This is a genomic window from Enterobacter cloacae complex sp. 397G4 (genome assembly GCF_050031515.1).
GTDB classification, from domain to species: domain Bacteria; phylum Pseudomonadota; class Gammaproteobacteria; order Enterobacterales; family Enterobacteriaceae; genus Enterobacter; species Enterobacter hormaechei_C.
Window position 1 is genome coordinate 3935215 of the sequence record NZ_JBLGWE010000001.1, and the last position, 21308, is coordinate 3956522.

The 21308-nt window shown below is 53.1% G+C and carries 23 protein-coding genes and 1 tRNA gene; 8 read left to right on the forward strand and 16 right to left on the reverse strand.

Annotated features, from left to right (window positions below):
* Positions 1 to 57: 57 nt before the first annotated feature.
* Genes ACQG1Y_RS18930 through ACQG1Y_RS18940 form a run of 3 tightly spaced genes read left to right on the forward strand, consistent with a single transcriptional unit; the run spans position 58 to position 4105 of the window.
* Positions 58 to 1461 carry a cytochrome ubiquinol oxidase subunit I gene (locus ACQG1Y_RS18930; protein ID WP_017382872.1) on the forward strand — a complete coding sequence of 468 codons (1404 nt, stop codon included), beginning with the start codon at positions 58 to 60 and terminating at the stop codon, positions 1459 to 1461.
* Entirely contained in the window at positions 1461 to 2471 is a 1011-nt protein-coding gene (gene cydB, locus ACQG1Y_RS18935) for a cytochrome d ubiquinol oxidase subunit II (RefSeq protein WP_077580077.1), read from the forward strand. Before ACQG1Y_RS18930 ends, cydB begins: the two co-directional genes overlap by 1 nt.
* Before the next feature lie 8 nt (positions 2472 to 2479).
* Positions 2480 to 4105: an alpha-amylase family protein gene (locus ACQG1Y_RS18940; protein WP_368740739.1), complete on the forward strand. Its 1626-nt coding sequence runs from the start codon at positions 2480 to 2482 to the stop codon at positions 4103 to 4105.
* Here ACQG1Y_RS18940 and ACQG1Y_RS18945 read toward each other — a convergent pair whose 3' ends face one another.
* From ACQG1Y_RS18945 to ACQG1Y_RS18960, 4 genes are read right to left on the reverse strand one after another with little or no spacing between them, the layout of a single operon-like run.
* Complete coding sequence (locus ACQG1Y_RS18945) at positions 4106 to 5092, reverse strand: SDR family oxidoreductase (protein ID WP_368740740.1); 987 nt, start codon at positions 5090 to 5092, stop codon at positions 4106 to 4108. It lies immediately after the preceding gene.
* 16 nt (positions 5093 to 5108) lie between these two features.
* On the reverse strand, positions 5109 to 5627 hold the full coding sequence (locus tag ACQG1Y_RS18950) for a 2-oxo-tetronate isomerase (protein WP_058689557.1): 519 nt from the start codon (positions 5625 to 5627) through the stop codon (positions 5109 to 5111).
* A gap of 11 nt (positions 5628 to 5638) precedes the next feature.
* The gene (locus ACQG1Y_RS18955) at positions 5639 to 6085 is read right to left on the reverse strand and encodes a DUF421 domain-containing protein (protein ID WP_006811854.1); all 447 of its coding nucleotides are present in this window, start codon (positions 6083 to 6085) and stop codon (positions 5639 to 5641) included.
* Positions 6086 to 6094: 9 nt separating this feature from the next.
* Entirely contained in the window at positions 6095 to 6598 is a 504-nt protein-coding gene (locus tag ACQG1Y_RS18960) for a hypothetical protein (RefSeq protein WP_058689558.1), read from the reverse strand.
* A gap of 139 nt (positions 6599 to 6737) precedes the next feature.
* Here ACQG1Y_RS18960 and ACQG1Y_RS18965 point away from each other — a divergent pair, with 139 nt between their 5' ends.
* Complete coding sequence (locus ACQG1Y_RS18965) at positions 6738 to 7127, forward strand: YdeI family stress tolerance OB fold protein (RefSeq protein WP_414234733.1); 390 nt, start codon at positions 6738 to 6740, stop codon at positions 7125 to 7127.
* Between the two features lie 61 nt (positions 7128 to 7188).
* Complete coding sequence (locus ACQG1Y_RS18970) at positions 7189 to 8073, forward strand: SDR family oxidoreductase (protein ID WP_047741541.1); 885 nt, start codon at positions 7189 to 7191, stop codon at positions 8071 to 8073.
* Between the two features lie 102 nt (positions 8074 to 8175).
* Here ACQG1Y_RS18970 and ACQG1Y_RS18975 read toward each other — a convergent pair whose 3' ends face one another.
* On the reverse strand, positions 8176 to 10158 hold the full coding sequence (locus ACQG1Y_RS18975; protein WP_426736956.1) for an alkyl/aryl-sulfatase: 1983 nt from the start codon (positions 10156 to 10158) through the stop codon (positions 8176 to 8178).
* 171 nt (positions 10159 to 10329) lie between these two features.
* Between ACQG1Y_RS18975 and ACQG1Y_RS18980 the strand changes: the two genes are divergently transcribed.
* Positions 10330 to 10728 (forward strand): hypothetical protein, encoded by a 399-nt coding sequence (locus tag ACQG1Y_RS18980; RefSeq protein WP_032669274.1) that lies wholly within the window; start codon positions 10330 to 10332, stop codon positions 10726 to 10728.
* 59 nt (positions 10729 to 10787) lie between these two features.
* On the opposite strand, the gene ACQG1Y_RS18985 is transcribed toward ACQG1Y_RS18980, so the two are convergent.
* The 5 genes from ACQG1Y_RS18985 to ACQG1Y_RS19005 all read right to left on the reverse strand — a co-directional run bounded on the left by ACQG1Y_RS18985 (position 10788) and on the right by ACQG1Y_RS19005 (position 14663).
* Positions 10788 to 11399: an outer membrane beta-barrel protein gene (locus ACQG1Y_RS18985; protein WP_032619086.1), complete on the reverse strand. Its 612-nt coding sequence runs from the start codon at positions 11397 to 11399 to the stop codon at positions 10788 to 10790.
* Positions 11400 to 11499: 100 nt separating this feature from the next.
* Positions 11500 to 12129 carry a winged helix-turn-helix transcriptional regulator gene (locus ACQG1Y_RS18990; RefSeq protein WP_032669273.1) on the reverse strand — a complete coding sequence of 210 codons (630 nt, stop codon included), beginning with the start codon at positions 12127 to 12129 and terminating at the stop codon, positions 11500 to 11502.
* A gap of 64 nt (positions 12130 to 12193) precedes the next feature.
* On the reverse strand, positions 12194 to 13369 hold the full coding sequence (locus ACQG1Y_RS18995) for an OmpP1/FadL family transporter (protein ID WP_045616616.1): 1176 nt from the start codon (positions 13367 to 13369) through the stop codon (positions 12194 to 12196).
* Positions 13370 to 13591: 222 nt separating this feature from the next.
* Entirely contained in the window at positions 13592 to 14260 is a 669-nt protein-coding gene (locus ACQG1Y_RS19000; protein ID WP_023295377.1) for an isochorismatase family protein, read from the reverse strand.
* A gap of 259 nt (positions 14261 to 14519) precedes the next feature.
* Positions 14520 to 14663: a hypothetical protein gene (locus ACQG1Y_RS19005; protein WP_032654893.1), complete on the reverse strand. Its 144-nt coding sequence runs from the start codon at positions 14661 to 14663 to the stop codon at positions 14520 to 14522.
* A gap of 185 nt (positions 14664 to 14848) precedes the next feature.
* On the opposite strand from ACQG1Y_RS19005, the gene ACQG1Y_RS19010 reads away from it, so the two are divergent.
* Entirely contained in the window at positions 14849 to 15493 is a 645-nt protein-coding gene (locus ACQG1Y_RS19010) for a LysE family translocator (RefSeq protein WP_033487624.1), read from the forward strand.
* 21 nt (positions 15494 to 15514) lie between these two features.
* On the opposite strand, the gene ACQG1Y_RS19015 is transcribed toward ACQG1Y_RS19010, so the two are convergent.
* From ACQG1Y_RS19015 to actS, 4 genes are all read right to left on the reverse strand, one after another.
* Positions 15515 to 15871 carry a putative T6SS immunity periplasmic lipoprotein gene (locus ACQG1Y_RS19015; RefSeq protein ID WP_033487625.1) on the reverse strand — a complete coding sequence of 119 codons (357 nt, stop codon included), beginning with the start codon at positions 15869 to 15871 and terminating at the stop codon, positions 15515 to 15517.
* Positions 15872 to 15873: 2 nt separating this feature from the next.
* The gene (locus tag ACQG1Y_RS19020) at positions 15874 to 16416 is read right to left on the reverse strand and encodes a type IV secretion protein Rhs (RefSeq protein ID WP_033487626.1); all 543 of its coding nucleotides are present in this window, start codon (positions 16414 to 16416) and stop codon (positions 15874 to 15876) included.
* A gap of 537 nt (positions 16417 to 16953) precedes the next feature.
* Positions 16954 to 17027: transfer RNA gene (locus tag ACQG1Y_RS19025), tRNA-Gly, on the reverse strand.
* An 80-nt stretch (positions 17028 to 17107) separates the two neighbouring features.
* A complete protein-coding gene (gene actS / locus ACQG1Y_RS19030) occupies positions 17108 to 17848 on the reverse strand; it encodes an amidase activator ActS (RefSeq protein WP_022651807.1) in 741 nt (246 codons plus the stop codon).
* Between the two features lie 163 nt (positions 17849 to 18011).
* On the opposite strand from actS, the gene idi reads away from it, so the two are divergent.
* Entirely contained in the window at positions 18012 to 18554 is a 543-nt protein-coding gene (gene idi, locus ACQG1Y_RS19035; RefSeq protein WP_141414624.1) for an isopentenyl-diphosphate Delta-isomerase, read from the forward strand.
* Positions 18555 to 18602: 48 nt separating this feature from the next.
* Here idi and lysS read toward each other — a convergent pair whose 3' ends face one another.
* Both lysS and prfB read right to left on the reverse strand, forming a co-directional pair.
* Positions 18603 to 20120, reverse strand: a complete 1518-nt coding sequence (gene lysS, locus ACQG1Y_RS19040; RefSeq protein ID WP_003863452.1) for a lysine--tRNA ligase — start codon at positions 20118 to 20120, stop codon at positions 18603 to 18605.
* Between the two features lie 9 nt (positions 20121 to 20129).
* Positions 20130 to 21228 (reverse strand): peptide chain release factor 2 gene (prfB, locus tag ACQG1Y_RS19045; RefSeq protein ID WP_096147815.1). Its coding sequence is split into 2 segments (ribosomal slippage): positions 20130 to 21152 and positions 21154 to 21228, totalling 1098 coding nucleotides; the frame shifts between segments, so codons are not numbered across the junction.
* Between the last annotated feature and the right edge of the window lie 80 nt (positions 21229 to 21308).

Below are 21308 nucleotides of genomic sequence, written 5' to 3' on the forward strand. Positions count from 1 at the left end.
GCAGCCTGAGGCTGTCTGGCAATGCCTTGTGCGTTATCAGTTCCAGAGGTACGGAGCATGTTCGAGCTTGATGCGTTTCATCTGGCCAGGATACAGTTCGCCTTTACCGTCTCTTTTCATATTCTCTTCCCGGCGATCACCATCGGGCTTGCGAGCTATCTGGTGGTTCTCGAAGGCATGTGGCTTCGCACCAAAAATGATGTCTGGCGCTCGCTATACCATTTCTGGCTGAAAATTTTCGCCGTCAACTTTGGTATGGGCGTGGTTTCCGGGCTGGTCATGGCTTACCAGTTTGGGACTAACTGGAGCGGCTTTTCCCAGTTCGCAGGCAGCATAACCGGCCCTCTGCTCACCTATGAAGTACTAACCGCCTTCTTCCTGGAAGCTGGTTTCTTAGGCGTGATGCTGTTCGGCTGGAACAAGGTCGGCCCCGGCCTGCACTTCTTTGCCACCTGCATGGTGGCGCTGGGCACGCTGATGTCCACCTTCTGGATCCTCGCCTCCAACAGCTGGATGCACACCCCGCAGGGCTTCAGTATTCAGAACGGTCAGGTCATTCCCGAAGACTGGCTGGCCATTATCTTTAACCCCTCATTCCCTTACCGCCTGATCCATATGTCCATCGCCGCCTTCCTGTGCAGCGCCTTGTTTGTGGGCGCATCCGGGGCATGGCATCTGCTGCGGGGTAACGATACGCCCGCTATTCGCACAATGTTCTCCATGGCCATGTGGATGGCGCTGCTGGTCGCGCCCATTCAGGCCGTGGTTGGGGATATGCACGGCCTGAATACGCTTGAGCACCAGCCTGCCAAAATCGCCGCGATTGAAGGCCACTGGGAAAACCCGCCCGGCGAGGCCACCCCGCTGCTGCTGTTTGGCGTACCGGATATGGAAGAGGAGCGCACCAAATACGGGCTTGAAATTCCCGCGCTCGGCAGCCTGATCCTGACGCACAGCCTGGATAAACAGGTCCCGGCGCTGAAGGATTTCCCGAAAGAGGACCGCCCTAACTCGCTCATCGTCTTCTGGTCCTTCCGCATTATGGTCGGCATGGGGCTGCTGATGATTACCCTTGGCGTGTTGAGCGTCTGGCTGCGCTATCGCCGTCGACTCTATCACTCGCGGCCATTCCACTGGTTTGCCCTCTGTATGGGGCCTGCCGGACTGCTCGCGCTGCTCGCCGGGTGGGTCACCACCGAAGTGGGCCGCCAGCCGTGGGTCGTTTACGGCTATCTGCGCACGATAGATGCGGTGTCTCTGCACAGCACGTTGCAGATGAGCATCAGCCTGCTGGCCTTTATCGTGGTCTACTGTTCGGTGTTTGGCGTGGGTTATGTGTATCTCGCCCGGTTGATTAAAAAAGGTCCGCAGCCTGTGGGCACGCTAACGTCTAATACGTCGGGCACCCCTGCCCGTCCGCTGTCCGCCGCCGAGTCCGTTCCGGAAGAGGAGAAGATCTGATGGGCGTCGATATCCCGGTCATCTGGTTTGCCATTATTGTCTTCGCCACGCTGATGTACATCATCATGGACGGTTTCGATCTCGGTATCGGCATGCTGTTCAGCTTTGTGGGCGATGCCAAAGAGCGCGACGTGATGGTGAACAGCGTCGCCCCGGTCTGGGACGGAAATGAAACCTGGCTGGTTCTCGGCGGTGCAGGGTTGTTCGGCGCGTTTCCGCTCGCCTACGCAGTGATTATCGATGCCCTGACCATCCCGCTGACGGCCATGCTGATCGGGCTTATTTTCCGCGGGGTGGCGTTTGAGTTTCGCTTTAAGGCGACCCCTTCACACCGCAAATTCTGGGACTACTCCTTTGCCAGCGGTTCCCTGCTGGCAACCTTCAGCCAGGGGATCGTGGTTGGCGCGATGATCAACGGCTTTGACGTGGAAGGGCGTCGCTTTGTGGGCTCCTCGCTGGACTGGTTCACCCCGTTTAATCTGTTCTGCGGGCTGGGCTTAATTGTCGCCTATACCCTGCTGGCTACCACGTGGCTGATCATGAAAAGCGAAGGCGCGCTGCAAAACCGGATGCGCGAGCTGACCCGCCACGTGCTGCTGGCGCTGATTGCCGTTATTGCGGTGGTAAGTATCTGGACCCCGCTCGGCTGGCAGTTTGTCGCCGAGCGCTGGTTTACTCTGCCTAACTTCTTCTGGTTCCTGCCAGTTCCGGTTCTGGTCGCGGTATTCAGCCTGTGGATCTGGCGGCTGACGCGCAATCCCGACAGCCATGCCCGTCCGTTCCTGTTAACGCTGGGCCTGATCTTCCTCGGCTTTAGCGGCCTGGGCATCAGCCTGTGGCCACACATTATTCCGCCGCACATCACCCTGTGGGAAGCCGCCGCGCCGCCTGCCAGCCAGCTGTTTATGCTGATTGGTACGCTGTTAATCATCCCGGTGATCCTGGTTTATACCGCCTGGAGCTATTACGTCTTCCGGGGCAAAGTGTCTGATACCGAAGGTTATCATTAAGGATTGCTATGGCAGGCTGGCATACACGCGCCATTATTTACCAGATTGATACCGCCCTGTTTTACGATCTTAACGGCGATGGCTGTGGCGACATCGCCGGAATCACCGCGAAGCTGCGCTACATCCGTCGGATGGGCGCGACGGTTATCTGGATCACCCCGTTTTACCTCACGCCTTTTCTCGATGAAGGCTATGACGTGAGCGACCATTTGCAGGTCGATCCCCGCTTCGGCAAGCTCAACGATATCATCGCCTTTATTGAACAGGCGCGGGAGCTGGGGATGCAGGTCATTATTGAGCTGCTGATCCAGCATACCTCGGATGCGCATCCCTGGTTTCAACAGGCCCGCCGCAACCCCCAGTCACCCTACCGTGACTATTACCTGTGGTCCGACACGGATGACGACGATACGCCACCGATGTTCCCCGGCGTGGAGAAGAGCATCTGGACATGGGACGACGAGGCGGGGCAATACTACCGGCATATGTTTTATCACCACGAGCCGGATCTCAATCTGGCCTCCCCTGCGGTGCTAAAGGAGATTGAGAACATCATCATCTTCTGGCTAAAGCTCGGGGTGTCGGGCTTTCGCCTGGATGCGGCATCGCACCTGACAAAACAGGCCGGACGTGGGGATGAAAAACGCGGCCTGTGGATCCTGGAGCATCTGCGCCGTCTTATCGGGCAGCGTAACCCGGACGCGATCCTGCTCGGCGAAGTCGACGTGGAGGTCGAGGCCTACAAAGATTATTTTGGTCAGAACGACCGGCTCAACCTGGTGCTGAATTTCTGGCTCAATAAGTACTTTTACGTCAGCCTGGCAGAGAAGAGCGCACGACCGCTGCGCAACGCGGTGAAGAAGATGATTGTGCCGCCGGACTCCTGCTGCTTCGCCAACTGGCTGCGCAATCATGATGAGCTGGATCTGGAAGGGATAGGAAAAAAAGCGAAGCAGACCGTCATCGATACCTTTGCCCCTGACGAAGAGATGAGTGTGTATCAGCGAGGTATCCGCCGCCGTCTGGCGCCGATGCTTAATGGCGATCGAAAGCGGCTGGCCTTTTGCCATGCGGTCTTGTTTTCGCTGCCGGGCGTACCGGTCATGCGCTACGGGGATGAGATTGGCATGGGGGATGATTTGGATCTGGAGGAGCGTTACGCCGTACGCACCCCGATGCAGTGGGCCGGATCGCAAGGCGGCGGTTTCTCAGATGCCGACCCGGAAACTTTTGTCGCCCCGATGATTGACCACGGCCCGTACCGCTATCAAAAAATCAACGTGGCGGATTCGCTGTTGCACCGCAACTCACTCCTGCACTGCATTATCGATATCGCCAATACGCGCTCGGAGTTCCCTGAGATCGGCGTCGCGCCGTTTCGTCTTATTAATATCGACAGCGATGCGGTACTGGGGCTCTATTACGAAACCGACACGCGCAGCATTCTGACCTTCGTTAACTTCAGCGATAAGCCCGTTAATTTTACCGCCAGAGGGATCCGGCATGCGACCTGGACCGCCTGCCTGGCGGACAAACGCTACGACGACGCGCTGGTGTGCGGCAAAACCGTCGCGCTTAACCTCAGCGGCTATGGCTACCGCTGGTTCTGGACCGATCGTACCGCACTGCGCTGATTATCGTCTCCGCGAGAGCAGCAGACGGGCCACGATCGCGCCCGTGACGGCAAGGGAGCCGAGCAGCACTTTCCCCGGCATGCCGGAGGTGACGCTGGTGGCGCGCTCTTTTGCTTCGTCGGTGAAGTGCCCGTGGATTTTATGCAGGTCGTTAACCGGCTGATCCAGATAGTCCTGACGGTCATCCGCATTTAACGTATCGGTCATCTGCCCTTCCCAGGCCTTTTTAACCATCAGCCGCTCCAGAAAGCCGGGGAAAAGAAATTGCCCGACAATCGACTGGACGGTGCTGCTGCCCACCCACAGTTCCCGCACCGGTTTCTGCGCCACCTTAAAAATAGCGCTGGCAGCTACTTCCGGCTGAAAAACGGGAGGAACCGGGCGCATCGCCCAGGCAAATTTATTCCTCGCCCACTCGAACTGCGGCGTATTGAGGCCCGGCATCTGTACCATTGCGATCTGCACCCGGCTGTTTTCATGCATCAGTTCGGTGCGCACGGCATCGGTAAATCCGCGGATCGCGGCTTTCGCCCCGCAGTAGGCTGACTGCAAGGGAATGGAACGGTAGGCCAGCGCGGAGCCAACCTGAATAATCGTTCCGCGATCGCGTGGGGTCATTAACTCCAGCGCGGCGCGGGTGCCGTTAACATAGCCCAGATAGGTCACCTCGGTGACGCGGCGAAACTCGTCAGGCGACATGGTGCGAAACGGCGCCAGCATCCCGCCCATGGCGTTATTCACCCAGACATCGATGGCCCCAAGCCGGTATTCAATCTCGTTAGCAGCATCGGTCACCGCCTTGCTGTCGGCCACGTCGGCCTGAACGGCACGGGCGTTGATCCCAAAACGGCGCAACTCCTCTTCTGTGGAGCGCAGGCTCTGCTCGTCGCGGGCAATGATGCCCACATCGTAGCCCGCTTTGGCAAAGTGCAGCGCCGTGGCTTTCCCCACGCCCGCCGTACCGCCGGTAATAACGATCACAGCCATAGCCTTTCCCCTTGTTTCAGACGTTATCCCAGCCGGAGAGTATTTCGATCAGTTCAGACAGGGAATAACGCACCGCTTTATCCACCACATCCTGACATTCACCGGAAAACAGCACGGTGCGGGTTTCCGTCTGTCCGCGAATATTCCAGCCGAAGCAGACCGTACCGGCTGCGGTGCCATCGTCGCCGCCTTCCGGTCCCGCATAGCCGCTGATGGCAAGGCCGATATCCGCCTCGGCAATTTCGCGAATTTTAGCGGCCATCTCGGTCACCGTTTGTTCACTGACGGCGGTGAAGCGCTCAATGGTTTCGTGCCGCACGCCGAGGATCCGCTCCTTCGCCGCATCGCTGAACACCACCATGCCAACGTCATAAAATTCCGCCGTGTTCTCTTCGGAACAAAGCGCAACCGCGAGGTTGCCCCCGGTACAGGACTCTGCGGTGGTTAACCGCAAACCTCTGTCCGTAAGCTGAGTGGCGAGCTTTTTCGTCAGCTCGCTGATGGTGCTGTTGCTGTCGTGAATAAGATTGCTCATCGCATTGCCCCTTAATTTTCGTCCGGAATAATAGAAATATGACCATTACGCTCAAGAATAGCGTATTTAATCTCCTTCAATTCTGTAATACCGTGATTCTGGCGGGCTGATACCAATATATCATCACAGGATACATCGACCTTTTTCAGTTTATCGGCGAGGGGAACACCGTTCTCCACCAATATCACCGGCGTGCCATCAAGAATATTCTCAACAGTGGAAAAATATTTTTTCAGCAGGCCAAAAATAATATCAACCACCACCAGCGTTGTTATTGTAATCATCGCGCCGGTGACGGAAAAATCTTCGCCAAGCAGCGCCTGCTGTGTCGCTTCACTGATAATTAAGAGCAAAATAAGGTCAAAACTGGTCATTTGTAGCAGAGCGCGTCGCCCGGCAACTTTAAACACAATGACCAGAAACAGGTAAATTGCCAGGGCACGAAAAACCATGTCCATATTCGACTCCTAGGGGTAAATAAACTGCCAGAAATGGATATCTGGCTCGTTGTTTACGCGGATGCTGTTTGTCCACTTCCCTGCTTTTGACGGCGTGGTAAATAACAAAACGGTAAATTTATCGGTCTGTTGTAAACGATCGTAGACGAGAAACAGGGTATTCCCCCGGCTGTACATGCTGTCCGGCTGTGGCCAAACGCTGCCTGGCTCATACGCGTCGCTGCTTTCGCTGGTCATGCTGAGGGTATATTTCCCCTCAGACGTCACCGGAAACGTCAGTGCCATCCGCGATTCGGTCTGGCGGCGACCGAAGCGCTCATAGCTCAGGGTCAGGGATTTTGCTTCGTTTGTTTTCTCCACGTCGCTGACCGCGCCGCTGGAAAACAGGCCGGCTATCGCGGCCACGATAATAGCTAACAGCACAATAAAACCCACCTGGCGAAATGCATACTCAAACGTCAGTAAACGGCTACTCTCTTTTATCCCAGGCACTTTTTCATTTTTTGGTTCCATGGCTGTGGTCACCGTTTCGCTTAATTGCCGAAATTTTTGATTTTTCTGTGCAAATGCTTTTAAGACTTATCACATTTGCCACATAAAGGAATAGCAACAATACTTAATAAGTCAAGACATCCAAAATGAAGGGTATCAGATGAAATTATCAGTGATTTCAGCCTTGTTTATATTAATTATCCCTACTGCATGGGCAGATAATAACGGCGGGTTACAAAAGGGTGATGCGCCGCCACCGCCGCATGCGCTGGACAGCGGTTATCGTGGTACCGATGATGCGCGCATTATGACTATTACTCAGGCGAAAGAGATGCATGATGGTGCCTCTATTTCATTGCGCGGCAATCTTATTAATGGCAATGGCGATAAATACGTATTCCAGGATAAAACCGGGAAAATCGACGTTATTATCCCGAAAGCCGTATTTGACGACAGAACCGTGGAACCTGACAACATGATCAGTATTAGCGGCTCGCTCGATAAAAAATCATCCCCACCCGTAGTGCGGGTCAGCCACTTGCAAAAATAATTCAGCGAAGCGTTAACGCTGTAACTATCCATCAAATCTCACCCCTAACAAGGAGTTAGCTATGAGTGATAATGAACAACGTACGAACGCTTACCCAACGCCACCTTTCCCGGAGCAGCCTCAGACGCCACCGGGCCTGGCCTCTGAGATGGAACCCGTACCCGACCACGGTGAGAAGAGCTACAAAGGGCATGGTCGACTTGCCGGTAAGAAGGCGCTGATTACCGGGGGCGATTCCGGCATCGGACGCGCGGTAGCCATTGCCTATGCCCGCGAAGGGGCAGACGTCGCGATTAACTATTTGCCGGAAGAGGAAGAAGACGCAGCGGAAGTCATCGCCCTGATTAAAGCGGAAGGACGGAATGCCGTCGCGCTTCCGGGCGATGTGCGGGACGAAACTTTTTGTCAGAACCTGGTGGAGCAGGCCGTCTCAAAACTGGGCGGGCTGGATATCCTGGTGAATAACGCAGGCCGCCAGCAGTACCGTGAGTCGCTGGAAGAACTGACCACGGAAGATTTTGACGCGACCTTTAAGACCAACGTCTATGCGCCTTTCTGGATCACAAAGACGGCGTTGCGCCACATGAAAGCCCCCGCTTCCATCATTAACACCTCCTCCGTTCAGGCGGTTAAACCGAGCGCCGTACTGCTTGACTATGCGCAGACCAAAGCCTGTCTCGCGGTGTTCACCAAAGCGCTGGCGAAACAGCTGGGACCGAAGGGGATCCGCGTGAACGCGGTAGCGCCGGGACCTTACTGGACCGTGCTTCAGCCCAGCGGTGGGCAGCCACAGGAAAAAGTGAAACATTTTGGCGAGAGTACCCCTCTGGGACGCCCGGGACAGCCCGTGGAGATCGCACCGCTGTATGTCACCCTGGCCTCGGATGAGTGTTCATACACCTCCGGGCAGGTGTGGTGTTCAGACGGCGGGGATGGCGTCATCTAGCGCTCAAGGCTCGCAGAGTGTAGGCCGGGTAAGGCGAAGCCGCCACCCGGCAAATTGTTGCAGGCGAATGCTAAAGGGCTGCGAAAGCAGCCCTTTTTACGTTTAAGGGGTGACGACAGGAAACCAGAAGCTGAAGCTCTCCATGCAGCGCAGCATTTCGTTTACCTTCGCGGCATTGCCGACGATCGTCACCTCTCCTGCCTGTTGCGCCTTTTTCAACGTGGTCTCTTTGAGGATGATTTTATTCAGCGTTTCGCGGCTGAGCGTGATGGTTGCATCCGGATCTTCTGCCTGAGCGTTGGCGATATGGTTCAGCACGCCATTCTCCAGCTCCAGCTTGTACCTGCCGCCCTCGCGACCCAGATCAACGTTAAAAATCCCTCTGGCATTCGCAGCTCTGACGCCGTTAAGGTGAACGCCGAAGTAGTCAAAAATCATCTCAGTCGACATGGCACGAACCGCATCCGGGCTGGCGGTATTGGGCGTCGGCATCCTCTTCACCCCGTTACGCAACTCCTGCGCACCGGTGAGGTAGGCGTTACGCCAGGGTCCTGACTCGGCCTGGTATCCCAGCTGTTCAACCGCGTCCGCTTCCAGTTCGCGCGCCGCCTTATTATTTGGATCGGTAAAAACGACTTTACTCACTACCTGCGCCACCCAGCGGTAATTTCCCCGGGCATAATCAACCCGGGCTTTTTCAAGGTTCGCGCGGGCTCCGCCCATGTAATCGACATATTTTTTCGCTGCCTCGACCGGAGGCAGTTCATTGAGCGTCGCCGGATTTCCGTCGAACCAGCCAAGATAGTAGACATAGGTGGCTTTGACATTGTTACTCACCGAGCCGTAATAGCCACGGCCTGCCCAGGATTTTGCCAGCCCGTAAGGCAGGGCGAAATTAGCGGCTATCTCATCCCTCGTCAGCCCTTTATTCGCCAGCCTCAGCGTCTGGTCGTTGATATAGCGGTAGATATCACGCTGGCTTTTCATCAGCTTCACCACTTTCTTATTACCCCATGTGGGCCAGTGGTGCTGCGCGATAATAATTTCCGCTTTATCCCCCCAACGATCGAGGGCGTTATTGATGTATTTTGACCATGCCAGCGGATCGTGTATCTTCGCCCCGCGCAGCGAGTAAGTATTGTGCAGGGTGTGAGTGACGTTCTCTGCTGCTTCAATCAGCTTTTTCTCTTCCACATACCAGAGCATTTCAGACGGCGCTTCCGACCCCGGCGCCAGCATAAAATCATAGGTGAGACCGTCGATGATCTCTTTCTGCCCGTCTTCGGTAATGGCGTGAGTGGGCGCGATAAGCGTGACCGTCCCGGCTGAGGTGGTCGTCCCCAGACCCGCCCCTACCTGACCTTTTACATTGGCCTTTAACAGGTTTCCGTAGATATAACTGGCACGGCGGCTCATGGCATTTCCGGCCATGATATTTTCCGATACCGCCTCTTCCATAAAACCTGCTGGAGCATAGACTTTCACTTTGCCGGTTATCACTCCCGCTTCATCGACTACGCCACGCACGCCGCCATAATGATCGACATGACTATGGGTATAAATAACGGCAACAACCGGGCGTTTGCCACGATGTTGAACGTAAAGATCCATGCCCGCTTTGGCCGTTTCCGCAGACACCAGCGGATCGATAACCGTGATCCCCTCTTTGCCCTCTATAATCGTCATATTTGACAGTTCGAGGTTACGGATTTGGTAGACGCCTTCCGTGACCTCAAACAGACCGCCAATATTATTCAGCTGCGCCTGACGCCACAGGCTCGGGTTGACGGTATCCGGCGCTTTTTGCCCTTCTTTGATAAAAGCGTATTTCTGGGGGTTCCAGATAACGGCGCCTTTTTCGCCTTTAATCACCGCGGGTGGCAGCGGGGCAATAAAGCCTTTGTGCGCATTTCGGAAATCCGTCTTATCGAAGAAGGGCAGTTGACCATAAAGTGCATCATTCATCTCTTTCGTATGGACAGTGGCTCCCTTCCCTTCCTTTTGTGCCAGGACAGGCAATGAGGTCAACGACACTAATAGCAGACCAGCAACGGCTATCGCACTAACGAGAGTTTTAAATTTCATACTTCCTCGAGGAGTTATATTCACGCTGGCGGTACATGGGGGGAAAGGAGGCTATCACCAGGCTTATCTTTAGCCTATGGAAATAACGTTTATAAATAAATTAGTTTATTCTTTCGTCACTGCGTCCTTAAGGGATAATGCTGAGTCCAGTTATTTCCCCGGAGTGATTCGATGAAGAGCCTGCCGTTCTTTTTCGCTGTATTAACCCTCAGCACATTAACAGCCTGTAGTTCTCCCCAACCAGACAATGTTGAAAAAATTAATCATCTGCAAATTCCACTGGTGTTGCCGGGGGAAAAACTGCCGCAGGCACAGATATCGCATATCGCGTCTCTTTATCAGGAAAATAAACAGCAGATCGAGACCTTAACGCGCAGCGTAAAATCACATTATCTACAGGACACCACCGCAAAAGAAATTTTTGTTGCGGACAGTGACGTTCAACGCGTCTATGCCTCGCTGACCAAACTGGAACAGTTAGATATGGTTAATCAGCAATACCTGAAAGATAATAATGTCACGGGCCTGCAAAATATTCATATCATTCTTGAACCGTTATTCACCAGCTGAAAATAAAAAACCCGGCAACATAAGCAGCCGGGTTTTTATTAATGGGCATATCACGGGCATCAGTCGTACTGACCAAAGCGATAGCTAAGCCCTGCGGTGACGGAACTCAGGTCGCTGCTCACGCCGATCTGGTTAACATTGCCCACGTTGCTTACCCACTGATATTCCAGGCGGCCCGCCCAGTTTTTATTGAAAGCGTATTCAGTACCCACGGCTGCAAGCGGGCGCACACCGGTTTCAAAACGATTGTGACCACTTACATCGGATTCAGCGCGATAGCCCATTGCGCCGGCACGGCCGTAAATATCCCAGTCACTGGTCAGGGCATAACTGGCCTTCAGAGACATTTGCAGGCCCTGCGTCTTCATTTGCGCCCCGGCGCCATGCTGACCTTTAATCTGCATGTTACCTAAATAATCATAACCACCTTCTACCGCAAGCCATGGGGTAATCTGATAACCCGTATAAACACCCCCGCCGACATTATCATGGTTAAAATCGAAGTGATCGGAATACGTGTTCTCAAACGCTTTTGAACCCATATTGGTATCAAAATAGTGAGACCAGCCGAATTTAGCCCCGCTATACCAGGTGCCCGCATCAGCGGCGGCGAACGCGGAAGTGGCGGTAAATGCATTAGCCATAATCAATGCGATAACTGTCTTTTTCATAAATATACCGTTTACTTGATAATGTTAAATCTGAGAAAGCAAACGATATAGAAAATTAACGGTAGCGTTAATTGCATTTCTGTTTAATTTTAAACTTCCGCTAGAATGACTCGGGTAAATGTCTGACCTCAAGCAGATATCCACCGCGCTTAAAGGCGATATATTCCCCCTGCTTAAGGGCAGATAATACATTGAGTATACTGCTGCGAGAGAGCAGCGTACGATCCTGGATATATTCCAGAATCGTGGTACGCAAACGCGTCTCTTCCGGGAGCAAAATCATTTCCTGAAGGTGGTTACGAATAACGGAATAGGTACGCTGCTGGAGTACCTGGGCATCACGGAATATTAAATAGGCCGTATGGTATGAGAGCAGCGCGGCGACATCCTCCCAGACGCCCTCGGCACGAAACAACTCAGCCGCCTTGTCCGCATCGAGACGTAAAATAGTCGACTCTCTTTCAGCACGGAGAAGGTGCCCCCGCGTAGGCTGGATCATCTCTGCAATACCAAACAAATGCGGCTCGTAAACGGTCACTACCACCAGTCCATCCGAAGCCCGCAGTAGGGACAGCTCTCCTTCCAGAAAGAGGTACATCTGCTGTTTCCCCTTCCGTAACCAGGTGAGTCGCTTACGCGGAACAACGTGCACTTTCTCCGCTATCGGCTCAAGGATGGCGGTCAGTCGTTCGATGGATCTTTCGGGTCGAACAGGCGGTAAAATATGCATGGTACAACCTTCTGTACATTCAATATCTGCCATTATAGACCATATATTTTAAGCGGTTAGCCGATCAAAACTGATAGCTGTAGTTGACGCTGGCAAACCAAAGATAAGGATGATCGTAACTTCCGGCAAACGCCGTCGGGGATTTCACATGCGACGACTGCATATGAAGATACGACACGGCAATACCAATATTGCTGGCCGGGGTGATCTGATACTGGGCTCCCGTGCCAAATCGCCACTCATCCCCGGTGGGTAAAGTTAAGGCCACATCACTCTGACTCTCATACGGAGAGCTGTCGAACGCCACACCGGTATTCAGTCGCCACTGAGGTGTTGGACGATACTGCACGCCCACCGCGCCGTGCCACGTATCCTTCATGCGGCTGACGTTGTTCAGTTGCCGATCCCCAACGACGATTTGCGGGGCACCGAACTGGCTCCAGTCCTGCCAGCCGAGATCGCCCATAACCGACCACCGAGGGTTAATATCATGCACAAGACTGAGCATGATTTGCTGCGGCGCGCTGATTTGTGCCGACACCGGGAGGTCGTAGGCACCATTCTGTACTCGAGCTTTGCCGTTAACAGAGTAGCGATAGTTCGTCTCGCTGTTCCATGTAATACCGGCTCGCGTCTGGTCGGTCAGTTGCATGAGTAGCCCAAGCCGATAGCTCATGGCCCAGTCCTCATCATGCTGCCGATAGTCATTATCATTAACGTTGCGGGTCAGCGAGAAATAACCGTAATTAACGTTGGCGGACGCCCCTATTGAGAGTCGGTCGTTGAGCTTGTATGCCAGTGACGGACTGAGCGTCATTGCAACCAGGGTACTCTTTTTAATCAGCCTGTCGCCCGCCCAGCTACCGTAATCGATCCCCAGACCGTAATTACCGTAAAGCCCGATCCCGGCATAAAGATCATCGTTTATCTTCTGGCTATAAAAGGCGCTGGCATTCGGGATGGTTTTCATCACGTCGCCGGGGCTTTGATGGGCATGGTTATCCAGCTGGTTGTCGATGGAGCCATCCATAACCTGTAACCCGCCAGTGACCATATGATCCGGCAGGCGCGTCATGCCAGCAGGGTTGGTCATGATTGTCGAGGCATCCTGCGCACGAGCCGCCTGCCCTGCTCCGGCAAGCGCGGTATCTTCGGTGCCGGCTTCATAAAAATAGAGGGCGCTGGCATGGGCACTGGAGGCGGCAAATAAGCCCGCGCACAGGAGGAGTCGTGTTTTCATCTGCGATCCGGGAAATAAAAAATTTGCCGACAGATATAACAGGGGCGCCTGATGACGTAAAAAGGAAGAGGGTTTAATTTTAAATTATGCGCGGTTCAGCCCCTCTTAATATCTCTGACAATTCAGCGACGTCCGGAATAAGGCGCCGCTACGTCCTGCACCTGTAATACGTTCAGGTACAGGACGATAAAATCCAGGAATTTTGTTCAGGTTTATCCTGCCTTACTTATAATGCTCCAGATTGGTTTCCGGGCCCGTTCTGGCAATTTCCTGAGCTTTGCCGAAACTTTCAATCAGGCACTTATATTCCGGACAGACATGCTCTGCCAGGATCTCAGCAAAGCGAGAACCTTCCGCGCGGTTCCAGGTTCTCATTAATTCAGCGACAATGGCAAACGTATCGGTAGGGATCGCCCCCGCCTGAGCCACGCGCGCGATGGTGGTATCGGTCGCGATTTTGGACCAGTTCCCCGAGGCATCCACAACACAGTAAACCTTATACCCCTCCTGGACAGCGCTAACCGCAGGGAACGCCATGCAGACGCTGGTGAGCGTGCCGGCAATAATCAGGGTCTTTCTGCCCGTCTTTTCCACTTCCTTCACAAACGCCGGATTATCCCAGGTATTAATCTGCCCGGTGCGTGGAACATACACGGCATGGGGTGCATATTTGTGAATTTCCGGGATGAGCGGGCCATTGGGACCGTCAGGAACAGAGGCCGTGGTGATCACCGGGATATTTAAAAGCGTGGCAACTTTGGCTATCGCTGTCACATAATTACGAAGGTCTGGTACAGGCACATCACGTACCGTGTTGAATAAGCCACTCTGATGGTCGATGAGTAAAATTACAGCGTCATCAGTATCAATCATACCGTTTGTAGCAGCCATATTTCTTTCCTCATGATTTCTTTTACATTGCCGTCAACTCTCCCGGCTCCGCGATTTTACATGCACATGGTCAGGGTATAATGCATTGATAAATCATAATGAATAGTAGTCCGATCCGGTCTGAATACCGCATCATTTCAGGACAATTTCTGGCACGGTACGCTGAGCCATCGACGCTGACGGAAAGCCCTCGTGAGGAGAAAAGATCTTTACAATGCCGTTATGCGGCCATTCGTATTCGTTCGGCTGAAGGCAAGCGTTACTCACTACTGGGATCGCCCTTATCCTCCCGCATGGATTCGATAAACTCCCGTTGCTCCTCTGTGAGTTCAAGCTCATTCAGCAAGCGATCTAACTCTTCTTCAGGTGATTCCTTTTGGTTCTTTCTCTTCCCGGTAGCCATACTCACCCTTGAGTTATTAGGATTAATCTCAGGGTATCCAGGGTACAGGAAATGTGCAACTTAGCGTGTTATGCCATGGGTGATTCGTCGTTTAGCAGAAGAAGATTAAAAGCATAGCAAATCACCCTTTACGCATAAAAATTCAGTGTTAGCATGGAGGTGCTTAATTTTTTCCGGAGATAGCTATGCTGGACATAACTCATTTTGGGCTTTTCGCCCTGTCTGTATTTCTCCTTTCCGTTACACCTGGGCCTGATATAGCCTACGTGGTAGGTCAAAGCGTGGTTAATGGAAGACGAGCGGGAATTATCTCTGCCGCTGGAGTAGCATTAGGTAGTTGCACACATGCAATTGCAAGCGCTGTGGGATTAACCGCGTTGATAACAGCATCTCCGATGATGTTCACCATCATTAAGTCTCTCGGTGCGGCTTATCTGATGTATCTCGGTAGTAAGATGATTTGGGGAACGCTGACAAAGCAAACCACTAATCACAACGAAGCTGAAAGCGTTAAGGCAAAAGCGACTCTGACGAGTCTACTTACTAAAGGTTTCATAACTACCTTAACCAACCCGAAGGTACTGTTATTCTTCATCTCCTTTTTCCCTCAATTCGTTGCGCCTGGAAGCGAGCACCAGACAGCTTCTTTTCTACTCCTGGGTATGACCTACGCATTGATCGCTTTTATGACTGATTTAACGTTCGCCGTACTTGCAGGTAGTGCAGCTGGAACCGTTTCGCAAAACAGAAGGTTGCAGAAAATACTGGATAGAATTGTTGGTGTAACATTCATTGGATTAGGGCTCAGGTTGGCGTTTACACGCCGTTAAGAATATGGGGCGTTCAGCCCCTTATTCTTTGGGATAAGAAAATTCAGCAGTGACTAAATGTGACCCTGATTTATCAGATTGGACGTCATACGCGAAGTTATACCGCTCTCCAGGTGTAAACTTAAATCCGAACACAGGAAGACACCCGCCCTTTTGAACATACACGGGCTTGTCATCAAAAATCTTGTGAAGAGAGTCGCTATTATCACTGTTGATTTGGATAGCAGTGATCCGTTCCTGTGGCTCCAGTGGTGACACCACACAAACTTGATTATCTTTGATAAATGCCGTTGTAGATTCACGATCTACCATTCGATCACCAGGCCCAGGGCATCCCGTCAAGAGGAATACAACACCCAGCAACATTTTGTTCTTCATGTTTAACACCCCTTCCCTGTTACGATTTTTTGGTAAAGCGAAGGGACATCCTGCAACTTATCTACGCCTCTGTACATCCCCATGCGCCCAGGCCTTTGATAATAAGACCACTTACTAATCCCATAAACCAGCAGTAACCAGTAATCAGCTAAAATAGAGGCTTGCTGCTCAAGAGAGTAATCAGTGAGCTTTTCTTTATCCAGCCTGTAGGTATATTCAGCAGCCCAGCTAAACGCACCCCGCATTCTCACCCATTGCCCGTGTTGGTGTTGCCAGACATGCCCCAATTCATGGATGAAAACATATTTATCTTCAACAAAAACCGAGTTTGCGGAAAAGTCTTCCCTGTACATCTGTTTTCTGTACCACAACTCCCCGTTGGGAGTCATCGCGTAGTTCTGTTTCTGGAGGCCGAACGGTAAATAGCTGTCGCAATGAATCCAGACACGGCTATACACTATCGAATCACCGAACACTCTGCGAGCCATTGCAATCTCGCCTAAGGTCATCCGGCGCAATGTTCCTTCCTCTGCATATGCGCTCATAAACTATCCTCCTTGTATGATTTATCTACATCGTAAAAACATAAGTCGAAATAGTCTATACGCGAACATTAGCCATTTATTAAACACAGTGACGGTGCAAACACTACTCCCCGTTGGTGATACAGCAACAAGCGGAGCCGTTAAGCGACAACATCAGACCGTCAGAGGGATCACACCTTATCAGGATAACCGTGTACCCTTGCGGGAGCGTGGCTGAAACGTTGATAAAGCCTACAGGTCGTTTGTAGTTATGGTTATTACGTGGCTCATAAGGCCGCACATCGGGCTTAAATGCGTCTGAGCAGTCTGTCGATGACATAACAATACCAGTGTGGCTTTTTCTTCACGTTTTGCTATCGCGGTGTGAGGATGCAACTGACACCAACGCTGAGTTATCTTGTCTTCTCACCATGTAACTTAGCGTGACAGTTACCAAGGGCGGATCACGATGGCATAACTCATAGGCGGCTAAAACAGATAATTATTTAAGCTGCTGATAGAGAATGATTTTAAGGCGTTCGTACGAGGTGAGAGATCTGGAGCGGGCGAAGGGAATCGAACCCTCGTATAGAGCTTGGGAAGCTCTCGTTCTACCATTGAACTACGCCCGCTTTGAGGTGCGTAAGGCATTATAGACCTTACGCCTCTTCATACAAGCCTTTACCCAACTAAGTGGCGATTAAATAATCACTTAGCACTTCGGCTTACTGCCCTGCGCCGGAAGATAACGCTGCGGATCGATGGCCGTGGCCTTATAGCGGATCTGGAAGTGCAGCTTCACCGTATCCGTCCCGGTACTGCCCATGGTCGCAATCTTCTGCCCCGCCTTCACGTTCTGCCCGTTATTGACCAACATAGTGTCGTTATGCGCATACGCCGTAATGTAGTCCTCACCATGCTTAATCATGATCAGGTTACCGTATCCACGAAGCTGGTTACCGACATAGACCACCTTCCCGGCCCCTGAAGCGTAAACCGGTGTGCCGCGTGCGGCAGCGATATCAATACCTTTATTGCCACCTTCCGAGAGCGAGTACGGCGCAACCACTTTTCCGCTTGCAGGCCAGATCCAGCAGCGCTGACCGACCGGCGGCCAGGATGATTTAGGCACCTGATAGGATGGCGTGACTTTGGCTGTTTTACGCGTTGAGGACTTTTTCCCTGAGGAGGAACCGCCGTTAACCTTGAGCTTCTGCCCTACCTCAATAGTATACGGTGGAGAGATATTATTCAGGCGCGCCAGCTCCTTCACGCTGGTTCCCGTGGCGCGTGAGATGCGGTAGAGCGTGTCCCCGCGCTTAACGGTATAGACTGCACCGGAATAACTGCCCATATCCGAAGATTTACTCCCCGAGCATCCTGCTACAAGTAGCGTCAGCGTCAGGCAGAAAACGGCAATGATCGGGTTTCTCGTCAGGCTTCCTGCAAACAAAACAGCTCCTCGGTCAGCGTGAATGGCGCACTATGATAGCAGCCCAAACTGATGCGGGTCATGCCCTTTTCCGCTCTGTGGGCCAAACCGTTCGCATAAGAATGCAGTATAATAATTCCGCTGGTGGTGCTGAACCATTAAGCATTTTGGCACTGGAGCATCAATGAGTATTCAAGAACACGTTATTTTGGTAAATGACCAGGGAAAGGTGATTGGCACTCAGGAGAAGTACGCCGCGCACACGTCAGACACCCCGCTACACCTGGCCTTCTCTTCATGGCTGTTTAACGCTAATGGAGAATGTCTGATCACCCGGCGCGCATTAAGTAAAAAAGCCTGGCCCGGCGTATGGACCAACTCCGTTTGCGGCCATCCACAGGCCGACGAAGCGACAGAGCAGGCGATTATCCGCCGCTGCCGCTTTGAAGTCGGCGCCGAAATCACAGACATCACCCCCATTGCCCCGGAGTTCCGCTACCGTGAAGCCGACCCGTCAGGGATCGTTGAAAACGAAATCTGCCCGGTCTATGCCGCCCGCGTAACGAATACCCTCGCAATCAATGACGATGAAGTGATGGAGTATCAGTGGGTGGAGCTGGACGCGCTATTCCGCGCGCTGGACGCCACACCGTGGGCATTTAGCCCGTGGATGGTGCAGGAAGCGAACACCGCGCGTGAAAAACTCAGCGCCTTCGCGGCGCAATAAAAAAGCCCCGGCGATAAACGCACGGGGCTTTTTTTACGTCTTAACGGCTTATTTCACCGGACGCATCGCCGGGAACAGGATCACGTCGCGGATGGTGTGGCTGTTGGTGAACAGCATCACCATACGGTCGATACCAATACCCAGGCCAGCCGTCGGCGGCAGACCATGCTCCAGCGCGGTCACGTAGTCTTCGTCGAAGAACATCGCTTCGTCGTCGCCTGCCGCTTTCGCGTTAACCTGATCCTGGAAGCGCTGCGCCTGATCTTCTGCATCGTTCAGCTCGCTAAAGCCGTTACCGATTTCGCGGCCACCGATGAAGAATTCGAAGCGGTCAGTGATTTCCGGGTTCTCGTCATTACGACGCGCCAGGGGAGACACCTCCGCCGGGTATTCAGTGATGAAGGTCGGCTGAATCAGATGCGCTTCGGCCACTTCTTCGAAGATCTCGGTCACGATACGACCCAGGCCCCAGCTCTTCTCAACCTTAATACCGATGCTTTCAGCGATCGCTTTCGCAGAGTCGAAGTTATCCAGATCCGCCATGTTGGTTTCCGGACGGTATTTCTTGATCGCTTCGCGCATGGTCAGTTTTTCGAACGGCTTGCCGAAGTCGAACACCTCTTCACCGTAAGGCACCTGGGTGGTGCCCAGAATGTCCTGCGCCAGGGTGCGGAACAAGGATTCAGTCAGCTCGATCAGATCTTTGTAATCCGCATACGCCATATAGAGTTCCATCATGGTGAACTCTGGGTTATGACGTACGGAGATACCTTCGTTACGGAAGTTACGGTTGATCTCAAACACACGGTCGAAACCGCCGACCACCAGACGCTTCAGGTACAGTTCCGGCGCGATACGCAGGTACATGTCCAGGTCCAGGGCGTTGTGATGGGTGATGAACGGACGGGCAGAGGCACCGCCTGGGATCACCTGCATCATCGGGGTTTCTACTTCCATAAAGTCGCGGTTAACCATGAACTGGCGAATACCGGCCATGATCTGGGAGCGAATTTTGAAGGTCTTACGGGATTCATCGTTAGAGATGAGATCCAGGTAACGCTGACGATAGCGCGCTTCCTGATCCTGCAAACCGTGGAACTTGTCCGGCAGCGGGCGCAGGGCTTTGGTCAGCAGACGCAGTTCGGTGCAGTGGATAGACAGTTCACCGGTCTTGGTTTTGAACAGTTTACCTTTAGCGCCCAGGATATCGCCGAGGTCCCACTTTTTGAACTGCTCGTTGTAGATGCCTTCCGGCAGGTCGTCACGAGAGACGTACAACTGAATGCGGCCGCCAACGTCCTGTAAGGTCACGAAGGACGCTTTACCCATGATACGACGGGTCATCATGCGGCCCGCCACGGACACTTCAACGTTCAGCGCTTCCAGCTCTTCGTTCTCTTTACCGTCGAAGTCTGCGTGCAGTTGGTCTGAGGTGTGGTCACGACGAAAATCGTTCGGGAACGGCACGCCCTGCTCGCGCAGCGCTGCCAGCTTCTCGCGGCGGGTTTTCAGTTCGTTGTTAAGATCGACTACCGCGTCAGCGCCCTGTGCTTGTTGTTCAGACATGTTGGTTCCTCATAACCCTGCTTTCAAACTTGCTTCGATAAATTGGTCCAGGCTGCCGTCCAGCACCGCCTGCGTGTTGCGGGTTTCAACCCCGGTACGCAGGTCTTTGATGCGGGAGTCATCAAGGACGTAAGAACGGATCTGGCTGCCCCAGCCGATATCGGACTTGTTGTCTTCCATCGCCTGCTTCTCAGCATTTTTCTTCTGCATCTCCAGCTCATAAAGCTTCGCTTTCATCTGCTTCATGGCCTGGTCTTTGTTCTTATGCTGGGAACGGTCGTTCTGGCACTGTGTTACCAGCCCGGTTGGAATGTGGGTAATACGCACCGCAGATTCCGTACGGTTAACGTGCTGACCACCCGCGCCGGATGCGCGGTAAACGTCGATACGCAGGTCCGCCGGGTTGATGTCGATATCGATATCTTCATCGACTTCCGGGTAGACAAACGCGGAGCTGAAGGAGGTGTGACGACGGCCGCCGGAATCGAACGGGCTCTTACGCACCAGGCGGTGAACGCCGGTCTCGGTACGCAGCCAGCCGTAAGCGTAATCGCCAATAATCTTGATGGTGACGGATTTGATACCCGCCACTTCACCTTCGGACTCTTCGATAATCTCGGTTTTGAAACCGCGCGCTTCCGCCCAGCGCAGGTACATGCGCATCAGCATGCTCGCCCAGTCCTGCGCTTCGGTACCGCCAGAACCTGCCTGAATATCGAGATAGCAGTCAGCGCTATCGTATTCGCCGGAGAACATGCGACGGAATTCCAGCTGCGCCAGCTTCTCTTCCAGCACGTCGAGCTCTGCCACGGCTTCGTTAAAGGTTTCTTCGTCGTCGGCTTCGACAGCCAGCTCCAGCAGCCCAGAAACATCTTCCAGACCCTGCGCCATTTGATCCAGCGTATCTACGATGGCTTCGAGGGAGGAACGCTCTTTACCCAGCGCCTGAGCGCGCTCAGGTTCGTTCCAGACGTCCGGCTGTTCCAGCTCGGCGTTTACTTCTTCGAGACGCTCTTTCTTGGCATCGTAGTCAAAGATACCCCCTAAGAACGTCAGAGCGCTCCGTGAGGTCCTGAATGCGGTTTTTTACCGGATTAATTTCAAACATGGTCTGTTTTCTTTTATGAGCTTGTCAAAATGCGGTGATAAGAGCGGGATTGTACCGAATCCACGCCCTTTTTTATAGAG